Here is a 21,740-nt window from a genome sequence, read left to right on the forward strand (position 1 = left end):
CCGCCCATTACACTTGCGCGGTTTTTCATGACGTTGTCACGCATTTGTGGCAGCCGCGAACCCAGGAGAGCGCCATGTTCGGCAAGCTGCTGCCCCGCGAGGGGAATTTTTTCGAGATGTTCAACCAGCACGCCGAGCGCATCGTCGAAGCGGCGCGGGCGTTCGAGCAACTCGTGGCCAATTACAGCGACGTGCACCTGCGCGAGCAGTACAACCGCGACGTCGACAATGCCGAGCGTGCGGCCGACCGCGTCACGCACGACGTCAACCGGCTGATCCACAAGACCTTCATCACGCCGATCGACCGCGAGCAGATCCACAAGCTCATCAACACCATGGACGACGTGGCCGACCTGATCCAGGACTCGGCCGAGACCATGGCGCTGTACGACGTGCGCCACATGACCGACGAGATCGTGCGCCTCACCGCCCTGAGCGTGAAGTGCTGCGACCGCCTGAAGGACGCCGTCAAGTTCCTCGGCAAGATCGCCGATCCGGCGGTGGCCGAGGCCACGCTCAAGACCTGCGAGGAAATCGACCGCCTCGAGTCCGACGCCGACCGCGTGATGCGCAGTGCCATGAGCAAGCTGTTCCGCGAGGAGCCCGACGTGCGCGAGGTGATCAAGCTCAAGGCAATCTACGAATTGCTCGAGACGATCACCGACAAGTGCGAGGACGTGGCCAACGTCATCGAGGGCATCGTCCTCGAGAATTCCTGAGCGGTAACCATCGATGGCAACGGTTCAGGTCGCCCTCTGGGTGGTGATGGTGCTGGTCGCGCTCGCGATCCTGTTCGACTTCATGAACGGCTTCCACGATGCGGCGAACTCTATCGCCACCGTGGTGTCCACCGGCGTGCTCAAGCCGGGCCATGCCGTGCTGTTCGCGGCTTTCTTCAACCTGATCGCGATCTTCATCTTCCACCTGAGCGTGGCGGCGACGGTCGGCAAGGGCATTGCCCAGCCGGGCGTGGTCGATGTGCACGTGGTCTTCGGTGCGCTCGTGGGTGCCATCAGCTGGAACCTCGTGACCTGGTACTACGGCATCCCGAGCAGTTCGTCGCATGCGCTGATCGGCGGCATCGTGGGCGCCGTGATCGCCAAGACCGGCACCGGCGGCCTCGTGGCGTCGGGCATCTGGAAGACCGTGGCCTTCATCTTCGTTTCGCCCTTCCTCGGTTTCGTGCTGGGCTCGATGATGATGGTGCTGGTGGCCTGGGGCTTCCGGCGCGCCACGCCGTCGCGCATCGACCGCTGGTTCCGGCGGCTGCAGCTGGTGTCCGCCGGCGCCTACAGCCTGGGCCATGGCGGCAACGACGCGCAGAAGACCATCGGCATCATCTGGATGCTGCTGATCGCCACCGGCTATGCCTCGGCCACGGACTCGAGCCCGCCGACCTGGACCATCGTGAGCTGCTACGCCGCGATTGCGCTGGGCACCATGTTCGGCGGCTGGCGCATCGTGAAGACCATGGGCCAGAAGATCACCAAGCTCAAGCCTGTGGGCGGCTTCTGCGCCGAGACCGGCGGTGCGCTCACGCTGTTCCTGGCCACCGCGCTGGGCATTCCCGTGTCGACCACCCACACCATCACCGGCGCCATCGTCGGCGTGGGCTCGGCGCAGCGCGCAAGCGCGGTGCGCTGGGGCGTGGCGGGCAACATCGTCTGGGCCTGGATCTTCACGATCCCGGCGTCGGCTTTCGTGGCCGCCATCGCCTACTGGCTCAGCCTGCAGCTTTTCTGAGCTTCCGGCGCGCGCAGCGGCCAGCTACTGCGAAATCTTCCGGCCTTCCTCGACCTGGTGTTCGAAGTAGCGCTGGAAGCTGAACACGATGCTGGCCATCAGCACCGTGGTGCCGAACAGGAGCGCCAGCACCACGGCGCCGATCGTGGCCCAGTTCGTGCGGCCCGGCGCGGCGTCCGAAGGCGCGCTGCCGTTGAATCGGGCATTCCACTTCTCGGGCGTCATGAGGCCGTAGACGATGGCCGTCAGCGCGCATCCCGCGATGGTGAAGCCCAGCAGCGGAATCAGCACCCAGCTCCAGCCGTCGTCCAGGCCGTACATGCGCGCGCGCTCGATGCCGTACAGGCCCAGCGCCGTGGGAATGGGCAGCAGCCAGCCGAGCCAGTCGCCCATGCCGCGAAGGTAGAAGCGGTGCAGGCCCAGCGGGCCGCCCAGGAAGGAGAGCCAGGCGGCAATGGTCTTGTTTTTCATTCGGGTTGGGTGGTGCTGCCTTCGCCCAGCACTTTTTCCATCAGGACCACGTCGCGCCATTGGCCGAACTTCCAGCCGCAGTCCTTGAGCACGCCCACGTGCGTGAAGCCCTGGCTGCGGTGCACGCCGACCGAGCCGGCATTGGCCGAATCGCCGATGACGGCGATCAGCTTGCGCACGCCCGCCGCTTCGGCGGCCTGCGAGAGGGCGGCCAGCAGCCGGGCGCCCAGGCCCTTGCCGCGTGCGGCTTCGGAGATGTAGATCGAGTCTTCGGCCGAAAAGCGGTAGGCCGGGCGGGGCTTGAACCAGTTGCAGTAGGCAAAACCCAACACCTCGCCGTCTTCTTCGGCCACGAGGTAGGGCAGGCTCTTGCCAAGAACGTCGGCGCGCCGCGCGGCCATGTCCTCGGCCGAGGGAGGCTCGGTCTCGAAGGTGCCGGTGCCGTTGAGCACGTGGTGGGCGTAGATGGCCGTGACGGCCGCGATGTCTTCGTCGCGGCTGGGGCGGATGGTGAGGGTCATGCAGGTGGCAAACGGAATGCGGCAAGCGCGGAAATTCGGAGAAAACGCAGGTCGGGCTATAATCGCAGGCTTTTCAGCGTGTCGCTGGCCGGGTGGCCATGTCGCGTGTCTCGACGTTGAAAGAACACTGTGAGCGGGCCTCTGTCAAAAAAACGGGCTTGCTGCACCACCCAAGGATAAATCATGGTCGTCATTCGACTTTCCCGCGGCGGCTCCAAAGGCCGTCCGTTCTTCAACATCGTCGTGTCGGACAAGCGCGTTCGCCGCGATGGCCGTTTCATCGAGCGCCTGGGTTTCTACAACCCGACCGCCAAGGAAAACGAAGAAAGCATCCGTATTGCCCAGGACCGCCTGGCCTACTGGAAGAGCGTCGGCGCACAAGCTTCGCCCACGGTCCTGCGCCTGATCAAGCAAGCCGCTGCAGCGGCTCCCAAGGCGGCGGCTTAAGCCGTCCGGCACGCCAATGCTGCCCGCACTCGAAGCCGCCGAATTGCCGGCGGATGCGATCGAGGTAGGGCGCATCGCCGATGCATGGGGCATCAAGGGCTGGTTCAAGGTCCTGCCCCACAGCGCCCAGCCCGAGGCGCTTTTTTCTTCCAAGCGCTGGTTCCTGCAGGCTCCCGGAGCCTCGGCAACCGCAGCTTTCCGGCTCGCGATCCGCGAAGCCAAGGAACATTCCGACTGCATCGTCGCCTCGTCCGAGGATGTGCCCGACCGCAATGCGGCCGAGGCGCTTCGCGGCGCGCGCGTGTTCGTGCCGCGCTCGAGCTTTCCCACGGCCGGCGACGACGAGTACTACTGGGTCGACCTGATCGGCCTGTCGGTGGTAAACCGCGAAGGCGTGGCGCTCGGCACGGTGCGCGAACTGCTCGCCACCGGTCCGCAGACCACGCTGGTGCTCGCGGCCGAGGAAGACGGCAAGGCCATCGAACGCATGGTGCCCTTCGTCTCGGTCTTCGTCGACAAGGTCGACCTGGCCGGCCGCCTCATCACGGTCGACTGGCAGCCCGATTTCTGATCTGGGGCTCGCGCGCATGCGCTTCGACGTCCTCACGCTGTTTCCCGAGCTGTTCGCGCCCTTCATGGCCAGCGGCGTGACGCGCCGCGCCTACGAGTCGAAGCAGGTCGAGGTCGTGCTCTGGAACCCGCGCGACTTCGCGCAGGGCAACTACAAGCGCGTCGATGACCGGCCCTTTGGCGGTGGCCCCGGCATGGTGATGATGGCTGAGCCGCTGTCGGCCTGCCTTGACGCGGCGCTGGCCGCGCGCGGTTCCCAGGCGCCGGTCGTGCTGTTCTCCCCGATCGGCCAAACCTTGCGCCACGAAGCGGTCGAGCGCTGGTCGGCCAGCGAAGGCGCGGTGCTGGTCTGCGGCCGCTACGAAGGCATCGACCAGCGCTTCATCGACACTCGCGTGACGCACCAGATCAGCCTCGGCGATTTCGTTCTCTCGGGCGGCGAGATCGCGGCCATGGCGCTGCTCGATGCCGTGGCGCGGCTGCAGCCCGGCGTGCTGGGCGACGAAGCCAGCCACGTGCAGGACAGCTTCAATCCTTCGCTCGACGGCCTGCTCGACTGCCCGCACTACACCCGGCCGGAGCAATGGAACGGGCAGGGCGTGCCGGCCCCGCTGCTGTCGGGGCACCACGTGCAGATCGAGCGCTGGCGCCGCGACCAGCGCCTGGCCATCACCGCCGCCCGGCGGCCCGACCTGATTGCCGCCGCACGCGCCGCCGGCCGCCTGAGCAAGGCCGATGAGGCGGTCCTGAAAAAAAAGCTATAATCTTCGGTTCCCCGATCCTCTGCCCGGCCGCGCCTGGCTTTTATTGCGTTCAGCAATAGATCCAAAGGCGCCTTTTGTGTAGCGCGAGCATGATCGAATATCAGGAAATCATGAACCTCATCGAAACCCTCGAGCAGGAAGAAATCGCCCGCCTCGGCAAGAAGATCCCCGATTTCATGCCCGGTGACACGGTCATCGTCAGCGTGAGCGTCGTCGAAGGCACCCGCAAGCGCGTGCAGGCCTACGAAGGCGTCGTGATCGCCAAGCGCAATCGCGGCCTCAACAGCGGCTTCACGGTGCGCAAGATCTCCAGCGGCGAAGGCGTGGAGCGTACGTTCCAGACCTACAGCCCGCTGATCGCCGGCATCGAAGTCAAGCGCCGCGGCGATGTCCGCCGCGCCAAGCTGTACTACCTGCGCGAGCGCAGCGGCCGTTCGGCACGCATCAAGGAAAAGCTGCCGGGCAAGTCGCAAGCAGCATCGGCCGCCAAGTAAGCTGCCTTTTCCTGCCGTGCAAAAAGCCGCCGCTCTGGCGGCTTTTTGCGTTGTGCGCCGTGCACGCTTCTTGCAAAAAGACAGCGCGGCCTTTTTACGCTCTACTCTTTCACTGAAACTCTCTCACTTGACCCACTCCACCGCCCCCATGCAATTCGCTCCCGTCGAACCCGTCAATGCCGTGGTGCCGCCCACGCTGCTGCCGTTCGACCCGCGCGAGGCGCCTGTGGTCGGCGGCCCCGATGGCCTGCCGGCCGTGGCCACCGCGCAGTTGACCACCGAGTCCCTGCGCAGGCGCTTTGCCGCGCCGCCCGAGTGGACGCCCGAATTGCGGCGCGAGCCGCGCCTGACCGACCGTGTCCCGGCGCAGGCGGCCGTGCTGGTGCCCATCGTGCAGCGCCCGCAAGGCGCTACCGTGCTGCTGACCGAACGCACGGCGCATTTGTCCAATCATTCGGGGCAGGTGGCGTTTCCGGGCGGGCGCGTCGACCCCGAGGACGCCAACATCGCGGCGGCCGCACTGCGCGAGGCCTGGGAAGAGGTGGGACTCTCGGCCCAGTACATCGAAGTGCTTGGCAGCCTTCCGACCTACACCACCATCACCTCGTTCATCGTGACGCCCGTGGTCGCGCTGGTGAAGCCCGAATTCGAGCTCACCATCAACCCCTACGAAGTGGCGCTGGCCTTCGAGGTGCCGCTGGCCTGGCTCATGGACCCGGCCAACCATCGCCGCCATACCGTGCCCGCGCCCGACGGCACCCGCCGCGAGTGGTATTCGATGCCCTACCGGGACGGGACCGAAGAGCGCTTCGTCTGGGGCGCCACCGCGGGCATGCTGCGCAATCTCTATCGTTTCCTCAGCGCCTGACTTCGCCCCGGGGCGAGTCGCGGCAGGCGCCCTCGCTATCATCGAAGGATGAGCTTCTTTGCCATCCTGTGTGCGTTGCTGATCGAGCAGGTGAGGCCGCTCGCCTCCCACAACCCGGTGTACGCCGGCGTGCTGGCCTGGACGCGCTGGACCAGCCGCAATTTCGACGCAGGCAAGCCGCACCACGGATGGGTTGCATGGGGCCTTGCGGTGCTCATGCCCACGCTGATGACGCTGGGCATCCACCTGCTGCTGGTGTTCACGGTGGGGCTGCCGTTCGCGGTGCTCTGGAGCATTGCGGTGCTCTACGTCACGCTCGGCTTCCGGCAGTTCAGCCACCATTTCACGGACATCCGCGATGCGCTCGACGAAGGCGACGAGCCGCTCGCGCGCTCGCTGCTGGCGCACTGGCAGGGCGTCGATGCGGCCGAGCTGCCGCGCAGCGAAATCGTGCGCCACGTGATCGAGCATTCGGTGATTGCGGCGCACCGCCATGTGTTCGGCGTGCTGGCCTGGTTCTCGGTGCTGGCCGCGCTCGGCTTGGGGCCGGCCGGTGCGGTGTTCTATCGCATGAGCGAATTCGTCTCGCGCTACTGGCACCACAAGAATGGCGCGGCGGTGCAGCCCTCGAGCGTCTCGGTGCAGCGGGCCGCGGAGCGCGCGTGGCACGCGATCGACTGGCTGCCCGCGCGCATCACCGCACTGGGCTTTGCCGTCGTCGGCAGCTTCGAAGAGGCGATCGACTGCTGGCGCAACGACGCGCGGCGCTTTCCGAGCGAGAACGACGGCGTGATCCTCGCGGCGACCTCGGGCGCGGTCAATGTGCGCCTGGGCGGCGGCGCGCTGAGTCCGATCCCGGTCACCGATCCGCTGCCGCGCGCGCAGGCCGGCGATTCGATGGCCGATGGCCGCCGCCTCGACAGCGGCAGCACGCCGGGCCGCGAGCCCGAGCCCGGCCACCTGCGCAGCGTGGTGGGCCTGGTGTGGCGCTCGGTGGTGATGTGGATGGTGCTGCTGGCCCTGCTCACGCTGGCCCGCCTGCTCGGCTGAGCGGCGGTCCCCCAGAAATCATGACCACCCCCGCACCGGCCTTCTGGAGCCCGCGCATCGCCGCGCTCGAACCCTATGTGCCCGGCGAGCAGCCGCGCATCGCCAATCTCGTCAAGCTCAACACCAACGAGAACCCGTACCCGCCGTCGCCGCGCGCCATCGACGCCATCCAGCAGGCCGCGGCGAACGGCCTGGAGCGCTATCCGGATCCCGCCTCGCTCGCGCTGCGCGAAGCGGTGGCGCGGCAGGCCGGCCTGCTGGATGGCCAGGTCTTTGCGGGCAACGGCTCGGACGAGGTGCTGGCGCACGCCTTCTTCGCCTTCTTCCAGCAGGCCGAGCCGCTGCTGATGCCCGATGTGAGCTACAGCTTCTACCGGGTCTATGCGCAGCTCTACGGCATCGGCTGCGAGCTGCTGCCGGTCGACGAAGGCCTGCGCATCGACGTCGATGCCATGGCAGCCCGCGCCTGCAGCGGCTGCGCAGGCCTGGTGATCGCCAACCCGAATGCGCCCACGGGCATCGGGCTGCCGCTCGCGCGCATCGAGCAGCTGCTCGCGGCCTGCCCCGAGCGCGTGGTGCTGGTCGACGAGGCGTACGTCGATTTCGGCGGCGAGAGCGCGCTGCCGCTCGTCGGCAAATATCCGAACCTGCTGGTGGTGCAGACCTTGTCCAAGTCGCGCTCGCTGGCCGGCCTGCGGGTCGGTTTTGCCTGCGGGCAGGCGCACCTGATCGAGGCACTGGTGCGCGTCAAGGACAGCTTCAACTCCTATCCGCTCGACCGGCTTGCCACGGCCGGTGCGGTGGCCGCGCTCGAAGACGAGGCCTGGTTCCAGACCACGCGCGACAAGGTCGTCGATACCCGCGAAGGCCTCAGCCTGCAGCTCGAAGACCTGGGCTTCGAAGTGCTGCCTTCGCAAGCCAACTTCGTGTTCGCGCGCCATCCGGAGCGCGACGCCGCCGAGCTGGCGGCGCTGCTGCGCGAGCGCGCGGTGCTGGTGCGGCACTTCAGGCAGCCGCGCATCGCGCAGTACCTGCGCATCAGCATCGGCACGCGCGAGCAGTGCGGGGCGCTGCTGCAGGCGCTCGAATCGATCCTGGGCGTTCAGTAGCGCGACTGGCTGAGCTCGGCGAAGAGTTCGCCGTAGATTTTGTAGCGCGTGGCGCTGATCGGCCCCGGCTTGCCGGGCGCGTCCACATTCGCGATCACGCCGCAGCCCGGCTCGTGCAGGTGGGTGCAGTTGTAGAACTTGCAGTCGTTCGCATGCGCGGCAATGTCGGGCATCAGGCCCGCGAGCTGCATCGGCGCGATGTGATTGAGGCCGAATTCCTGGAAGCCCGGCGAATCGATCAGGCTGGTGGTGCGCGCCTCGTCGACCCAGTACCAGGTGGTGCTGGTGGTGGTGTGCTTGCCCGAATTCAGCGCCTGCGAAATTTCGCCGGTCAATGCGGTGGCACCGGGCACCAGCAGGTTGATGAGCGTGCTCTTGCCGGCGCCCGAGGGCCCCAGAACCAGCGTGCTCTTGCCCGCGAGCAGCTTCATGAGCGATGCGTAGTCGGCCTCGCCCGACGCCTTGAGCGAGAGCGGCAGCACGCCATGGTGCATGCGGCGGTAGGGCGCAAGCTTGTTCCAGGCGCGCTCGAAGGGCTCGGCCAGGTCGCTCTTGTTGAGCGCGATGATCGGCGTGATGCGTTCGGCCTCGGCGGCAATGAGCGCGCGCGCGAGTTGATGCTCCGAGAACTCCGGCTCCGCCGCGATCAGGATCAGCACATGGTCGAGATTGGCCGCGAACGACTTGGTGCGGATTTCGTCCTGGCGGTAGAAGAGGTTGCGCCGCGGCACGACTTCTTCGATGGTGCCTTCGTCCTCGCTGGCCTGCCAGCGCACGCGGTCGCCGACCACGGCCTGGCTCTTCTTGCCACGCGGATGGCAGATCAGGCGCTCGCCTGCGGGCGTTTCGACCAGACAATGGCGGCCGTGGCTCGCGATCACCAGGCCGTCGTGAAGAATGCGCGCGGAGGTGCCGGCCCCCTTGGCGGGAGTGCGGCCCGGCTTAGCCAACGGCGGGTTTCCTCATCACGGTGCCGGACTGGCAGCGACCAGCGCATTGGCCTGGCGCGCGCATTCGAAGTCGGTGCTCGAGAGCCCGCCCACGTCGTGCGTGTTGAAGCGCACCACGCAGCGGTTGTAGTGCACCGACAGGTCCGGATGATGGTCCTGCGTGTGGGCAATGAAGGCCAGCGCGTTCACGAACGCGATGGTCTCGAAGTAGTCGGCGAAGCTGAAGGTCTTCTCGATTGCCACATTGGCACCGTCGCCGTCGAGCTTCCAGCCATCGAGCTTGGCGAGGCCGGAGACGATCTCGGTGGCGCTCAGTGCCTTGCGGGGGATGTTTTTCCAGTCTTTGGGCTTGAACATGCTGCTCATGGTCTGGGCTTTCCGGCAAATGTCTTCTTCAGGCCGCCGTCATGCGCGCGAGGCGCTCGGAGGCCGGGGGGTGGGAATAGTAGAACTTGACGAACACCGGGTCGGGCGTGAGCGTCGACGCGTTGTCCTGGTAGAGCTTGAGCAGGGCGGCCGACAGGTCGGCACCGCTGGTTTGCGCCACCGCATAGGCATCGGCCTCGAACTCGTGCTTGCGCGACAGGCGTGCGGGCAGCGGCGCGACGAAGAAGCCGAACACCGGCACCGCGAGCATGAAGAGCAGCAGCGCGAGTGCATCGTTGGGCGCCGTTGCCGCCATGTTGGGCTGCACGCCGAGCCCCGTGTAGAACCAGGCCTGGGTCGACACCCAGCCCAGCAGTGCGAAGCCCGCCAGGCTCAGCGCGAACATCGCAACGAGGCGCTTCACGATGTGGCGGTGCTTGAAGTGGCCGAGTTCGTGCGCCAGCACGGCCTCGACTTCGGCCGCGTCGAGCTGGCGCAGCAGCGTGTCGTAGAACACCACGCGCTTGCTGGCCCCAAAGCCGGTGAAATAGGCATTGGCGTGGGCACTGCGGGTGCTGCCGTCCATCACGAACAGGCCCTTGGCGGCAAAGCCGCAGCGCTTCATGAGCGCCGTCACGCGTTCCTTGAGCGTGGGATCGTCGAGCGGCTTGAACTTGTTGAACAGCGGCGCAATGAAGGTGGGGTACACCAGCATCCCCAGCAGGTTGAAGCCCATCCACACGGCCCAGGCCCAGAGCCACCAGGTGGTGCCGGCCGCGCCCATGAGCCACAGGATCAGCGCCGCAATCGGCAGCCCGATCGCGGCGCCGAGCGCCGTCGACTTGAGCGTGTCGGCCAGCCAGAGGCGCAAGGTCATCTTGTTGAAGCCGAAGCGCTCCTCGAGCCTGAAGGTCTGCCAGAGCGTGAAGGGCAGTTCGAGCAGGCCGCCGATGACCGCAAAGGCCGCCAGCAGCGCCAGCTGCTGCACCATGCCGCCGCCGAGCCAGCCCAGCAGTAGCCGGTTGAGCGCGTCGAGTCCGCCCAGCAGCGTCCAGCCCAGCAGCAGTGCGGTGCTCCAGGCCATTTCGACGAGGCCGAAGCGCGCCTTGGCAATGGTGTAGTCGGCCGCCTTCTGGTGGGCGGCAAGGCTGATGGTGTGTTCGAAAGCCGCCGGCACCGCGCCGCGGTGCCGCGCCACGTGGCGCACCTGCCGCGAGGCGAGCCAGAACTTCACGAGCAGGCCCGCGACCAGTGCAACGGCGAAGGCAGTGGTGAAGATGAGCGAATAGGACATGACTGGCGAGTTTAGCCCTCGGGTCCGGCCGGCGCAGGCCTTCGACGACAATCCAGCCATGTCCGAATCCCTTGACCCCACGACCGTCGCAACCCTCCCTGTCCTCAAGAAAAGCGACCAGAACCTGGTCTGGCTCGACTGCGAAATGAGCGGCCTCGACCCCGAGAAAGAGCGCCTGCTCGAGATCGCCGTGGTTGTCACCGGCCCCGACCTCACCCCCCGCATCGACGGCCCCGTGCTGGTCATCCACCAGAGCGACGCGGTGCTCGACGCCATGGACGCCTGGAACAAGGGCACGCACGGCCGCAGCGGCCTGATCGACAAGGTGAAGGCCTCCACGCTGGACGAAGCCGTCGCCGAGCAGCAGCTGCTGGAATTCGTGGCCCGCTATGTTCCCAGGAGCGGCTCGCCCATGTGCGGCAACACCATCGGGCAGGACCGGCGCTTCCTGGTCAAGTTCATGCCCAAGCTGGAGGCGTACTTCCACTACCGCAACCTCGATGTCAGCACCTTGAAGGAGCTGGCCAAGCGCTGGAAGCCCTCCGCCTACAGTGCCTTCAAGAAGCAGCAGGCGCACACCGCGCTGGCCGACGTGCACGAGTCCATCGAGGAGCTCGCGCACTACAGGGAAACCTTTTTGAAATTGACGGATTAGGTAAAAACCCCGAGTCGTGCCATAATCGACGGCTTCGCTGATCTGGGGGATTTTCCGGTCAGCGTCTCTTGCATCTCCCTATCTTGCACACCGCGCCCGATCGCATCCGCTGATCAAAAAGGGCCGCAGCCTCCGGCGGAAGCCAGAAGTTGAATGTCGTTGGATGGTTGATGTTTTTAACCACCAACGGGGCGCCGCCCACGGCAGCGCTCGCGTTTGAGATTGATATCTACATGACCGACGCTTTTGAAGCGCAGGGCGAGTTCGCGCCTGTGCAATCCACCAACAACAACGAATTCATCGCCGCCCCGGACACCGTGTCCGAAGCGCCGATCCTCGAGGCGCTCGACGCCGCGGCGCCTGAAGCAGCCGTGGCCGAAGAAGCCCGCGTGCCCAATGGCTTCATCAAGCTCGGCCTCGCACCCGAACTGATCGCCGCCGTGGCCGACCTGGGCTTCACCCAGCCCACCACCGTGCAGGACAAGGTGATCCCGCTCGCGATGGGCGCTGAAGCCGGCCAGGACGGCAAGGCCCGCTTCGTCGACCTGATGGTCTCGAGCCAGACCGGCTCGGGCAAGACCGCCGCCTTCCTGCTGCCCGTGCTGCACACGCTGCTCAAGCGCCAGGCCGAGGCGGAAGCCGAAGCCAAGGCCGAATTCCAGCGCCTGGCGGCCGAAGCCGCTGCCCGCGGCGAAGCCGTGCCGAAGAAGCCCAAGCGCAAGGACCCGACCAACGCGCGCCATTTCAAGGCCGCCACACCCGGCGCCCTGATCCTCTGCCCGACGCGCGAACTCGCGCAGCAGGTGGCGCACGATGCCATCGAGCTGGTTCGCCATTGCCGCGGCCTGCGCGTGGCCAACGTGGTGGGCGGCATGCCCTACCAGCTGCAGATCGCCAAGCTGCAGAACGCCGACCTCGTGGTGGCGACGCCCGGCCGCCTGCTCGACCTGCAGCGCTCGCAGCAACTCAAGCTCGACCAGGTCAAGTTCCTGGTGGTCGACGAGGCTGACCGCATGCTCGACCTCGGCTTTGCCGACGACCTGGCCGAAGTCAACCAGCTCACCATCGAGCGCCAGCAGACCATGATGTTCAGCGCCACCTTCGCGCCGCGCATCCAGCAGCTGGCCCAGCGCGTGATGCGCGAGCCGCAGCGCATCACCATCGACAGCCCGCAGGAGAAGCACGCCAATATCAAGCAGTCGCTGTACTGGGCCGACAACAGCCAGCACAAGCGCAAGCTGCTCGACCACTGGCTGCGCGACACCAGCATCAACCAGGCCATCGTGTTCGCGAGCACGCAGGTCGAGTGCGACGGTCTCGCCAATGACCTGCAGCAAGAAGGCTTCAGTGCCGTCGCGCTGCACGGCGCCCTGAGCCAGGGCCTGCGCAACCGCCGCCTGATGGCGCTGCGCCAGGGCCAGGTGCAGATCCTGGTGGCCACCGACGTGGCCGCCCGCGGCATCGACGTGCCCACCATCACCCACGTCTTCAACTTCGGCCTGCCGATGAAGGCCGAGGACTACACCCACCGCATCGGCCGCACCGGCCGTGCAGGCCGCGACGGCCTGGCCATCACCTTTGCCGAGTTCCGCGATCGCCGCAAGATCATGGACATCGAGCAATACAGCCGCCAGCAGTTCAAGGCCGAAGTGGTGGCCGGCCTCGAGCCGCAGCAGCGCATGCCGCAATCGCGTCCGCCGATGGGCGAGTACCGCGGCGGCCGCGGCGACAACCAGTCGCGCGACCGCAAGTTCGGCAATGGCGGCGGCGGTGGTTACCGCGGCGGCAACAGCGGCGGCTACGCCGGTGCCAGCGGCTTCAACGACCGCAACGCACGCGGTCCGGCCGCACCGGGTCCGCGCGGCTTCCAGGGCGGCAACAACGCCGGCTTCGGCGGCGGCCGTGACGATGGCGGCAATGGCGGTGGCTACGGCCGCAAGCCGGGCTGGGGCGACAGCGCCCCGCGCGGCGGCCACGGCCAGGGCCACCACGGTGGTGGCCGCGGCGACGGCGGCTTCGCGCCCCGTGAAGGCTTCGCTCCGCGCGGCAATGGCGCAGGCCATGGCGGCCCGGGCAAGGTGTTCGTGCCGCGCGACGCCCAAAAGCGTGCGTTCAAGCCCACGCGCTGATCCATTTCCAAGCGGCCGGCCGGCCGCTTCGCCCCAGAAAAGCCCGCGCTTCCCACGAAGCGCGGGCTTTTTCATTGCGGGTTTCCGCGGGGGCCGCAGGCACGAAACTTGATTGACACATGAATCGATGAAAAGTAATGTATTGAGGCATTGCTTCCCCGGTCCGTACCGCGGCTGCCGGTTCATCGACGTCTGCCTTTCAAAGTTCGAACATGAAAATTGCGATTCTTGGTGGTGGCCACGGCGCCTATGCGGCCGCTGCGGACCTGTCCGAAGCCGGCCATGAGGTGCGCCTGTGGCGCCGCGATGCGGCCGCGCTCCGGCCGGTGGTGCAGGCCGGCGCCATCACGCTGAAGGACGCCGGCGGCGCGCGCGAGGTGCCGCTGGCGCTGGCCACCGCCGACATCGCCGCGGCGCTCCAGGGCGCCGAGCTGATCGTCATTCCCACGCCCGCCATCGCCCAGCACGACATCGCGCTGGCCATGGCGCCGCACCTGGCCGACGGCCAGGTCGTCTTCCTGCCGCCGGGCACCTTCGGCAGCTATGTGATGGCAAGGGCGGTGAAGCAGGCCGGCAGCCGCGCCGACGTGGCCTGGGCCGAAACCGGCACCCTGCCGTACCTCGCGCGCAAGCACGGCGAGCGCGAGGTGAACGTCACGATCCGCGCCATCCGCCTGCCGACCGGCGTCTACCCGGCGCGCAAGGAGGCCGAGGCCATCGAGCTGATCCGCCGCGCCTACCCGGCGGTGCATGGCTGCGGCAATGCGCTCTCGGGCGCGCTCATGAACGCCGGCCCCGTCATCCACCCGCCGCTGATGGTGATGAACGCCGCGCCGCTGCAGCACTTCGAGCGCTGGGACATCCACAACGAAGGCACGCAGCGGGCCGTGCGCGACGTGACCGACCGGCTCGACCAGGAGCGCATGGCCGTGCGCGAAGCCTTCGGGCAGGGCGCGCCGCACTATCCGCTGGCCGACCACTACAACAACGACCAGTGGATGTACGGCGACGCGCACAAGCAGCTCGTCAAGTCGGGCGACTGGCGCGAGAACATCGACCTGCACACGCACCGCTACATCACCGAGGACACCGAGCTCGGCCTCGCCTTCCTGGCCTCGGCCGCGCGCCATGCGGGGGTGGACGCGCCCATCGCGCACGGCCTGCTGGCGATCGTCGGCGGCTTTCTCGGCCGCGACCTGCGCTACGGTCCGCGCACTTTCGAGAGCCTGGGCCTGGCCGACCTGAGCGCGGCGCAGCTCGCGCAGAGGCTGCACGATGGTGAATGAGCGCATGTCGTTGCCCCGCTTCGCGGCGGTTGGCGCGGGCCGCATGGGGCGCGGCATCGCGATCGCCTTCGCCTACGCGGGCCACCGCATCTCGCTGGTCGACCTGCGCCAGCGCAGCGATGCAGCCTGGCAGCGGTTGCAGGACGAAGCGCAGGCCGAGATCGAAGCCAGCCTCGCCGGCCTGGCGCAGCTCGGCGTGATCGATGCGACGCAGATCCAGTCCATTGCCGCCCGCGTGGACGTCGTGAGCGCCGCCGAAGCGCCCCAGGCGCTGGCCGCCGCCGAGCTGGTGTTCGAAGGCGTGCCCGAAACCCTGGAGGCCAAGCGAGAGGCCTTCGAGCAGCTCAACCGCCATTGCCGGGACGACGCCATCCTCACCTCCACTACCAGCAGCATCCTCGTGACGCAGCTGGCGGCGCTGGTGCGGCTGCCCGGGCGCTTCCTGAACATGCACTGGCTCAATCCGGCCTATGTGATTCCGGTGGTGGAGCTCAGCTGCCACCCGGGCACCGATGCCGCCGTGCTCGCGCGCACCAAGGCGCTGATGGAAGCCATCGGCAAGCTGCCCGTGGTCTGCGGCGCGTCGCCCGGGTACATCGTGCCGCGCCTGCAGGCGCTGGTGATGAACGAGGCGGCCCGCATGATCGAGGAGGGCGCCGCCACCGCCGAGGAAATCGACAAGGCCACGCGCTACGGCCTCGGCCTGCGCTTTGCCGCGCTCGGTGTGGTCGAGTTCATCGACTTCGGCGGCTGCGACATCCTGCACCACGCGAGCCGCGAGATGTCGGCCTCGATCGACAAGGGCCGCTACACCGCGCCGGCCATCGTTGATCGCATGGTCGAGGAAGGGCGGCTCGGCCTGAAGAGCGGCAGCGGCTTCTACGACTACCAGGGCCGCGACATCGCGGCCTACCGGCGCGACGTGCTGTCGCGCACGCTCGGCGAGTTGAAGCACGCGGGCCTGTGGCGCGCGCCGGCCAGCGAGACGCTGCCGTGACCATCCGCCGCGCCTTTGCCGACCTGTCGGTGGGGCAGGTGCACTACGCGGCATGCGGCGATGCGAGTGCGACGGCCGTGCTGCTGCTGCACCAGTCGCCGCGCAGCTGGGCCGAATACCGCGCGGTGCTTCCGCTGCTCGGCGCGCGGTACCGCGCCATTGCCATGGACACCGCGGGCTTCGGCGATTCGGCGGACGGCGGCGTGCCCGCGGGCATCGCGCAGTGGGCGCGCGTGGCCTGCGAGCTGCTCGATTCACTCGGCATTGCGCGGGCCGACGTGGTGGGGCACCACACGGGCGGCGTCATCGCGGTCGAACTCGCGGCGGCGTTTCCGGACCGCGTGCGCAGCCTCGTGCTGTCGTCCACGCCGTACACCGGCGAAGCCTTTCGCATCGCAAGGGCCGAGAGGCCGCCCATCGACGAGGTCGCCCCAAGCGAAGACGGAAGCCATCTCGCCGCACTCTGGCAAAAGCGCCAGGGCTTTTATCCCGAAGGGCGCCCCGACCTGCTCGAGGCCTTCGTGCGCGATGCATTGAAGGTCGGCCATCGCGTGGAGCAGGGGCACCGCGCCGTCGCGTCCTACCGTATGGAAGAGCGCATCGGCCGCGTGACGCAGCCCGTGCTCATCGTCCGCGCCACCGCCGATCCGTTTGCCGCCCCGCATGCAGAGGAGCTGCTCCACCACCTGCCGCAGGCACGCATCGTCGACATCGAAGGCGGCATGGTCCCCTTGCCGGACCAGATGCCTGAAGCCTTCGCGCAGGCGGTGCTCGACTTTCTTTCGACGCTGCCCTCATGAAAGCCATCCGCATCCACGGCTTCGACGCGGTGCCCGTGCTCGAAGACCTGCCCGACCCGGCGCCGCGGCCCGGCCGCACCATCGTGCGCATGCAGGCCGCCACCGTCGGCCACATCGACCGCACCGTGTGGCGCGGCAGCTTCCTGCGCCATCCGCCGCTGCCCTACACGCCCGGCGTGGAAGCCGCAGGCGTTGTCCTCGCCAGCGGGCGTTTTGCCGCCGGAGCGCGCGTGTGGCTGCGCGGCAGCGGCCTGGGCACGCTGTTCGACGGCACCTGGTGTGAGCAGATCGATGCACCCGACGAAGCGCTCGGCTTGCTGCCCGATGCACTGCCGATGACGGTCGGCGCCGCGTTCTTCTCGCCCACCACGTCGGCCTGGGTGGCGCTGCATGAAGTCGCGAAGCTGCAGGGCGGCGAGCAGGTGCTGGTCACGGGGGCGAGCGGTGCGGTGGGCTCGCTCGCCGTGCAGCTGGCGCGCGAGCTTGGCTGCACCGTGAGGGCGGTCGATCCGGACGCCGAAGCCCCGCCGCCCGCGAGTGCAGACCTGCTGATCGACACGGTCGGCGGCAGCGTTCTTTCGGCGGCCTTGCCTGCCGTGCGGCCCGGCGGGCGTGCCGTGCTCATCGGCTACACCGCAGGCCCCACGCTGCAGCTGGACATCGCGCACTTCCTGCAGCGCGACGTGGCGCTGCTGCCGCTCAACATGTTCAGGCGCGAAGCCGCCGGCCGGGCCGTGGCGCCCGAGCTGCTCGCGCGGCTGGCCGACGGCCGCCTGCACCTGGAGGTGCGCAGCTTCGCCCTGGCCGATGCCGCCATGGCGCTCGAATGGATCGCGCAGCGCGGTCATCGCGGCCGCGCGGTGCTGGTGCCCTAGTCTTCCTCCGGCTCCTCGACTGGCACATGCACGTGCAGGTCGATCATCTGCCGCAGGGTCTGCTTCAGTTCTTCGGCGCGCCGCAGGCCGAAGGGTTCGAGCACGCGCCGCTCGTGGTCGCGCGCGAGTTCCATCAGGTGCTCCACCGCCTTCAAGCCCTTGCGCGTGATGCGCACCAGCGTGATGCGGCGATCACTTTCATGGGGCAGCCGCTCGACCTGTCCGCGTGCCTCCATGCGGTCGAGCAGCCGCGTGACGGTCGGCTGCTTGGTCACCGTCACCTGCGCGAGCTGGCCGATGCTGATCGGCTCGCTGCCCGCGAGCGAGGCCATCACGCGCCACTCGGACACGGAGAAGCCCTGCTGCCGCGCCACCTCGTGGAACTCCGAGGAGATCAGCTGGCTGGCCTGCGCCAGCAGTGCCGGCAGGTAGTCATCGACGAAGCGATGCGTTTCAGGAGAGGGCTCGGCCATAGAGGCACCTCACGGCCAAGCGCCTCGAACCAGCCGCGGGCACGCTGTTTGCATGTCTAGGGTAATTCATGATTGTGGATACATTCATTTGTCAACATTATAGAAAGCACGGTGCGGCAGCTTGCACGCACCGTCCCACGAGAGAGAACAAGGACCGACATGGCTGAGCGTTCGTTCGTCGAAGAAGTCAAGAAGCTGCGGCTTTCTGGCGGAGATGTGTTTCGCGGTGAAGGCATTCTGGCGGTCACCAAGGCCTTGCTCGAATCGGGAGTTTCCTATGTGGCGGGGTACCAGGGGGCACCCATCTCGCACCTGATGGACGTGCTGGCCGATGCGCAGGACATCCTCGCCGAGCAGGGCATCCGCTTCGAGAACAGCGCGAGCGAGGCCACCGCAGCCGCCACGCTGGCCGCTTCCGTCAACTATCCATTGCGCGGCGCCGTCACCTTCAAGGCTACCGTGGGTACCAACGTGGCCTCGGACGCGCTGGCCAACCTGGCCTCGGGCGGCGTGACCGGCGGCGCGCTGATCATCGTGGGCGAGGACTACGGCGAGGGCTCGTCGATCATGCAGGAACGCAGCCATGCGTTCGCGATGAAGTCGCAGATCTGGCTGCTCGATCCGCGGCCCAACCTGCCGAGCATCGTCGATGCGGTGAAGCAGGGCTTCGACCTTTCGGAAGCGAGCCATACGCCCGTGATGCTGCAGCTGCGCATCCGCGCCTGCCACGTGCACGGCCACTTCATTGCCGGCGACAACAAGCGCGCGAAGTTCACGCTCAAGGACGCGCTCGAGAATCCGCGGCGCGACGTCGGCCGCATCGTGCTGCCGCCCGCGAGCTTCGTGCACGAGCAGGAGAAGGTGCGGGACCGCTGGCCCGCGGCCGTGCGCTTCATCGAGGAGCGCAAGCTCAACGAATTCTTCTCCGAGGACGCCGACGACATCGGCATCATCGTGCAGGGCGGCAGCTACAACACGCTGCTGCGCGCACTCGAGCGGCTCGGCCTGGCCGACGTGTACGGCAACACCCAGGTGCCGCTCTACGTGATGAACGTGGCCTACCCCGTCATCGAGAGCGAGGTGATCCGCTTCTGCGAAGGCAAGCGTGCGGTGCTGGTCGTGGAAGAGGGCCAGCCCAACTTCGTCGAGCAGAACCTCGCGACCATCCTGCGCCAGGCCGGCTCCACCACCGCGCTGCATGGCAAGGACATGCTGCCCGTGGCCGGCGAGTACACCGCATCCGAACTGCTGAAGGGCGCGCGCAGCTTCTGCGAGCGCTACGAACGCCTGGCGCCGCTGCCGGTGCCCGTGCCGGTGCGCAAGGTGATCCCGCTGAAGGAGGTGGCCGCCATCGGCGTCGATGCCGCACCCGAGCCGGCCATGCCGTCCTCCTCGCTTGCCGAGGTCGTGCATGCGCGCCCGCCGGGCTTTTGCACCGGCTGCCCCGAGCGGCCGATCTTCAGCGCGATGAAACTGGTCGAGCGCGAGCTTGGTGCGCACCACGTGAGCGCCGACATCGGCTGCCATCTGTTCTCGATCCTGCCGCCCTTCAACATCGGCAACACGACCATGGGCTACGGGCTCGGCGGCGCCGGCGCCTCGGCGCTCAATGCGCCGGCAGGCAAGCGAGCGATCTCGATGATGGGCGACGGCGGCTTCTGGCACAACGGCCTGACCAGCGGCGTGGCGAATTCCGTCTTCAACAAGAGCGACAACCTCACCATCGTCGTCGACAACAACTACACCTCGGCCACGGGCGGCCAGGACATCCTCTCGTCGAACGCCGTCAACAGGACGCGCAGCACCGGCCACGAGATCGAGCGCGCCGTGCGCGGCGTGGGCGTCGAGTGGGTGAAGACGATGCGCCGCACCTACGACGTCGCCGGCATGCGCGACGCGCTGAAAGAAGCGCTGACCACGACGAAGAAGGGCCCCAAGGTCCTGATCGCGCAATCGGAATGCATGCTCAACAAGCAGCGCCGCGAGAAGCCGCTGGTGCGCAAGGCCATCGCCGACGGCAAGCGCATGGTGCGCGAGAAGTTCGGCGTCGATTCCGACACCTGCACCGGCGACCACTCGTGCATCCGCCTGTCGGGCTGTCCCTCGCTGTCGATCAAGCCGAATCCCGATCCGCTGCGCACCGACCCGGTCGCGACGGTGCTCGACAGCTGCGTGGGCTGCGGCGTGTGCGGCGAGGTCTCGCATGCCGCGGTGCTGTGCCCCTCGTTCTACAAGGCACAGATCGTGAGCAACCCGAGCCGCTGGGATGTGCTGCGCGAGCGCCTGCGCAGCGCCATCATCGGCTGGCTGCAGCGCGGCGAAGCGCGCCGCCGCGAAACCTATGCCTTCTGACGCGATGACGAACAAGGCGCAACCGATAAAAATCGCGATCCTTGCCATGGGCGGGGAAGGAGGCGGCGTGCTGGCCGACTGGATCGTCGACATGGGCGAGGCCAATGGCTACGTCGCGCAGACCACCTCGGTGCCCGGCGTCGCGCAGCGCACCGGCGCGACCATCTACTACGTCGAGCTGTATCCCAATGCGCAGGCCGAGGCGGATGGCGGCCGTCCCGTGCTCGCGCTGATGCCGCTGCCGGGCGACGTCGACGTGGTGCTGGCGTCGGAGCTCATGGAGGCGGGGCGCGCGGTGCAGCGCGGACTCGTCACCAGCGACCGCACCACGTTGATCGCCTCCACGCACCGCGTGTTCTCGATCGCCGAGAAGAGCGCGCTCGGCGACGGCCGCGTCGACAGCGCGCAGCTGCTCGCGCACACCGCGCGGGCCGCCAAGCGCTTCATCCGCTTCGACATGGCGCAAGCCGCCGAAGCCGCGGGCAGCGTGATCAGCGCCGTGCTGTTCGGCGCGCTGGCCGGCTCGGGCGTGCTGCCGTTCAGTCGCGCGCAGTTCGAGGCCACCATCGAGCGCGGTGGCGTGGGCGTGAAGCCCAGCCTCAAGGCCTTTGGCGGCGCATTCGCCCGTGCCCAAGGCGGCGACGATGGCGAAACGCCACCCGAAACCGCTGCGGCCACATCGGCCCCGCAACCGCGCCACCCGGCCGTGCGCGCGCTGGTCGAACATGTGCAGCACGGCTTCCCGCCAGCCGCGCAGGACTTCCTGCTGGAGGGCGTGCGCCGCCTCATCGACTACCAGGACCCGGCCTATGCCGGCCTGTACCTGGATCGCATGGGCGCGATCGCTGCCCTGCCGAACAACGGCGATCACCGCCTGCTGCGCGAAACCGCGCGCTATCTCGCGCTCTGGATGTCGTACGAAGACACGGCCCGTGTCGCCGCGCTCAAGACCCGTGCCACCCGCTTCGAGCGCGTGCGCGGCGAGGCGCGCGTGCAGCCCGGCCAGGTGCTCGCCATCAACGAGTACATGCATCCGCGCCTGCAGGAAATCTGCGAGACGCTGCCGGGCGGCCTGGGCCGCTGGCTCATGAATTCCACGCTGCCGAAGAAGATCGTCGAGCGCTTCACGCAGCACGGCCGCGTGATCCGGACCAGCTCGCTGCGCGGCTACCTGATGTTGCGCACGGTGGCCGCCATGAAGCGCTGGCGCCGCTCGACCATGCGCTATGCGGAAGAGAACCGCCGCATCGAGGAATGGCTGCAGCGCATTGCCGCCACCGCGCAGCGCAACCCCGAACTGGCCGTCGAGCTCGCGCAGTGCCAGCGCCTGGTCAAGGGCTACAGCGACACGCACGAACGCGGCATCCGCAACTACGACACCGTGATGCGCGCGGTCGAGCGCGCCGGTGCGGCGCTGGCCCCGGCCACGCTGCGCGAGCTGCGCGATGCGGCGCTGGCCGACGAACACGGCCACAAGCTGCAGGCTGCGCTGGCGCAGCACGCATTGGCCTGAAGAGACATAACGG

At 67.9% G+C, this 21,740-nt stretch carries 23 protein-coding genes; 17 read left to right on the plus strand and 6 right to left on the minus strand.

The window, feature by feature from the left end:
• Positions 1 to 74 precede the first annotated feature (74 nt).
• Together ACAM54_RS07690 and ACAM54_RS07695 are read left to right on the plus strand one after the other, a co-directional pair.
• Positions 75 to 719, plus strand: a complete 645-nt coding sequence (locus ACAM54_RS07690; protein ID WP_012746613.1) for a DUF47 domain-containing protein — start codon at positions 75 to 77, stop codon at positions 717 to 719.
• A 13-nt stretch (positions 720 to 732) separates the two neighbouring features.
• On the plus strand, positions 733 to 1,743 hold the full coding sequence (locus ACAM54_RS07695; protein ID WP_145741555.1) for an inorganic phosphate transporter: 1,011 nt from the start codon (positions 733 to 735) through the stop codon (positions 1,741 to 1,743).
• 24 nt (positions 1,744 to 1,767) lie between these two features.
• On the opposite strand, the gene ACAM54_RS07700 is transcribed toward ACAM54_RS07695, so the two are convergent.
• Both ACAM54_RS07700 and ACAM54_RS07705 read right to left on the minus strand, forming a co-directional pair.
• Positions 1,768 to 2,214 carry an NINE protein gene (locus ACAM54_RS07700; protein WP_145741557.1) on the minus strand — a complete coding sequence of 149 codons (447 nt, stop codon included), beginning with the start codon at positions 2,212 to 2,214 and terminating at the stop codon, positions 1,768 to 1,770.
• Entirely contained in the window at positions 2,211 to 2,735 is a 525-nt protein-coding gene (locus ACAM54_RS07705) for an N-acetyltransferase family protein (RefSeq protein ID WP_369650339.1), read from the minus strand. Before ACAM54_RS07705 ends, ACAM54_RS07700 begins: the two co-directional genes overlap by 4 nt.
• 183 nt (positions 2,736 to 2,918) lie before the next feature.
• Between ACAM54_RS07705 and rpsP the strand changes: the two genes are divergently transcribed.
• From rpsP to hisC, 7 genes are all read left to right on the plus strand, one after another.
• Positions 2,919 to 3,182: a 30S ribosomal protein S16 gene (gene rpsP, locus ACAM54_RS07710; RefSeq protein ID WP_007831311.1), complete on the plus strand. Its 264-nt coding sequence runs from the start codon at positions 2,919 to 2,921 to the stop codon at positions 3,180 to 3,182.
• A gap of 16 nt (positions 3,183 to 3,198) precedes the next feature.
• The gene (gene rimM, locus ACAM54_RS07715; RefSeq protein ID WP_025569496.1) at positions 3,199 to 3,753 is read left to right on the plus strand and encodes a ribosome maturation factor RimM; all 555 of its coding nucleotides are present in this window, start codon (positions 3,199 to 3,201) and stop codon (positions 3,751 to 3,753) included.
• A 16-nt stretch (positions 3,754 to 3,769) separates the two neighbouring features.
• The gene (trmD, locus tag ACAM54_RS07720; RefSeq protein WP_145741561.1) at positions 3,770 to 4,516 is read left to right on the plus strand and encodes a tRNA (guanosine(37)-N1)-methyltransferase TrmD; all 747 of its coding nucleotides are present in this window, start codon (positions 3,770 to 3,772) and stop codon (positions 4,514 to 4,516) included.
• Between the two features lie 110 nt (positions 4,517 to 4,626).
• The gene (rplS, locus tag ACAM54_RS07725) at positions 4,627 to 5,010 is read left to right on the plus strand and encodes a 50S ribosomal protein L19 (RefSeq protein WP_018903298.1); all 384 of its coding nucleotides are present in this window, start codon (positions 4,627 to 4,629) and stop codon (positions 5,008 to 5,010) included.
• 148 nt (positions 5,011 to 5,158) lie between these two features.
• On the plus strand, positions 5,159 to 5,878 hold the full coding sequence (locus ACAM54_RS07730) for a CoA pyrophosphatase (RefSeq protein ID WP_369650340.1): 720 nt from the start codon (positions 5,159 to 5,161) through the stop codon (positions 5,876 to 5,878).
• A gap of 48 nt (positions 5,879 to 5,926) precedes the next feature.
• Entirely contained in the window at positions 5,927 to 6,928 is a 1,002-nt protein-coding gene (locus ACAM54_RS07735; protein WP_025569489.1) for a CobD/CbiB family protein, read from the plus strand.
• Positions 6,929 to 6,948: 20 nt separating this feature from the next.
• Complete coding sequence (gene hisC / locus ACAM54_RS07740; RefSeq protein WP_369650341.1) at positions 6,949 to 8,037, plus strand: histidinol-phosphate transaminase; 1,089 nt, start codon at positions 6,949 to 6,951, stop codon at positions 8,035 to 8,037.
• Here hisC and rsgA read toward each other — a convergent pair.
• Genes rsgA through ACAM54_RS07755 form a run of 3 tightly spaced genes read right to left on the minus strand, consistent with a single transcriptional unit; the run spans position 8,031 to position 10,647 of the window.
• Positions 8,031 to 8,987, minus strand: a complete 957-nt coding sequence (rsgA, locus tag ACAM54_RS07745; protein WP_025569485.1) for a ribosome small subunit-dependent GTPase A — start codon at positions 8,985 to 8,987, stop codon at positions 8,031 to 8,033. The two genes, hisC and rsgA, sit on opposite strands and share 7 nt — an antisense overlap.
• A gap of 15 nt (positions 8,988 to 9,002) precedes the next feature.
• Positions 9,003 to 9,353 (minus strand): 4a-hydroxytetrahydrobiopterin dehydratase, encoded by a 351-nt coding sequence (locus tag ACAM54_RS07750; RefSeq protein WP_025569483.1) that lies wholly within the window; start codon positions 9,351 to 9,353, stop codon positions 9,003 to 9,005.
• Between the two features lie 28 nt (positions 9,354 to 9,381).
• On the minus strand, positions 9,382 to 10,647 hold the full coding sequence (locus ACAM54_RS07755) for a M48 family metallopeptidase (RefSeq protein ID WP_309932940.1): 1,266 nt from the start codon (positions 10,645 to 10,647) through the stop codon (positions 9,382 to 9,384).
• A gap of 58 nt (positions 10,648 to 10,705) precedes the next feature.
• Here ACAM54_RS07755 and orn point away from each other — a divergent pair, with 58 nt between their 5' ends.
• From orn to ACAM54_RS07785, 6 genes are all read left to right on the plus strand, one after another.
• The gene (orn, locus tag ACAM54_RS07760) at positions 10,706 to 11,302 is read left to right on the plus strand and encodes an oligoribonuclease (protein WP_369650342.1); all 597 of its coding nucleotides are present in this window, start codon (positions 10,706 to 10,708) and stop codon (positions 11,300 to 11,302) included.
• Positions 11,303 to 11,535: 233 nt separating this feature from the next.
• Entirely contained in the window at positions 11,536 to 13,431 is a 1,896-nt protein-coding gene (locus tag ACAM54_RS07765) for a DEAD/DEAH box helicase (protein ID WP_369650343.1), read from the plus strand.
• Positions 13,432 to 13,643: 212 nt separating this feature from the next.
• Positions 13,644 to 14,717 carry an NAD/NADP octopine/nopaline dehydrogenase family protein gene (locus tag ACAM54_RS07770; protein WP_209499731.1) on the plus strand — a complete coding sequence of 358 codons (1,074 nt, stop codon included), beginning with the start codon at positions 13,644 to 13,646 and terminating at the stop codon, positions 14,715 to 14,717.
• Entirely contained in the window at positions 14,707 to 15,714 is a 1,008-nt protein-coding gene (locus tag ACAM54_RS07775; RefSeq protein ID WP_209499730.1) for a 3-hydroxybutyryl-CoA dehydrogenase, read from the plus strand. The genes ACAM54_RS07770 and ACAM54_RS07775 overlap by 11 nt, the downstream gene beginning before the upstream one ends.
• Positions 15,711 to 16,514, plus strand: coding sequence for an alpha/beta fold hydrolase (locus tag ACAM54_RS07780; protein ID WP_145741574.1), 804 nt, complete (start codon positions 15,711 to 15,713; stop codon positions 16,512 to 16,514). Before ACAM54_RS07775 ends, ACAM54_RS07780 begins: the two co-directional genes overlap by 4 nt.
• Positions 16,511 to 17,389 carry a zinc-binding alcohol dehydrogenase family protein gene (locus ACAM54_RS07785; protein ID WP_369650344.1) on the plus strand — a complete coding sequence of 293 codons (879 nt, stop codon included), beginning with the start codon at positions 16,511 to 16,513 and terminating at the stop codon, positions 17,387 to 17,389. The genes ACAM54_RS07780 and ACAM54_RS07785 overlap by 4 nt, the downstream gene beginning before the upstream one ends.
• Here ACAM54_RS07785 and ACAM54_RS07790 read toward each other — a convergent pair.
• Positions 17,386 to 17,862, minus strand: a complete 477-nt coding sequence (locus ACAM54_RS07790; protein ID WP_025569755.1) for a MarR family winged helix-turn-helix transcriptional regulator — start codon at positions 17,860 to 17,862, stop codon at positions 17,386 to 17,388. The two genes, ACAM54_RS07785 and ACAM54_RS07790, sit on opposite strands and share 4 nt — an antisense overlap.
• A gap of 159 nt (positions 17,863 to 18,021) precedes the next feature.
• On the opposite strand from ACAM54_RS07790, the gene ACAM54_RS07795 reads away from it, so the two are divergent.
• Positions 18,022 to 20,214, plus strand: a complete 2,193-nt coding sequence (locus ACAM54_RS07795) for a thiamine pyrophosphate-dependent enzyme (RefSeq protein WP_369650345.1) — start codon at positions 18,022 to 18,024, stop codon at positions 20,212 to 20,214.
• 4 nt (positions 20,215 to 20,218) lie between these two features.
• Positions 20,219 to 21,727, plus strand: coding sequence for an indolepyruvate oxidoreductase subunit beta family protein (locus ACAM54_RS07800; protein ID WP_369650346.1), 1,509 nt, complete (start codon positions 20,219 to 20,221; stop codon positions 21,725 to 21,727).
• Positions 21,728 to 21,740 lie beyond the last annotated feature (13 nt).

This window comes from Variovorax sp. V93 (assembly GCF_041154485.1).
GTDB lineage: Bacteria > Pseudomonadota > Gammaproteobacteria > Burkholderiales > Burkholderiaceae_C > Variovorax > Variovorax beijingensis_A.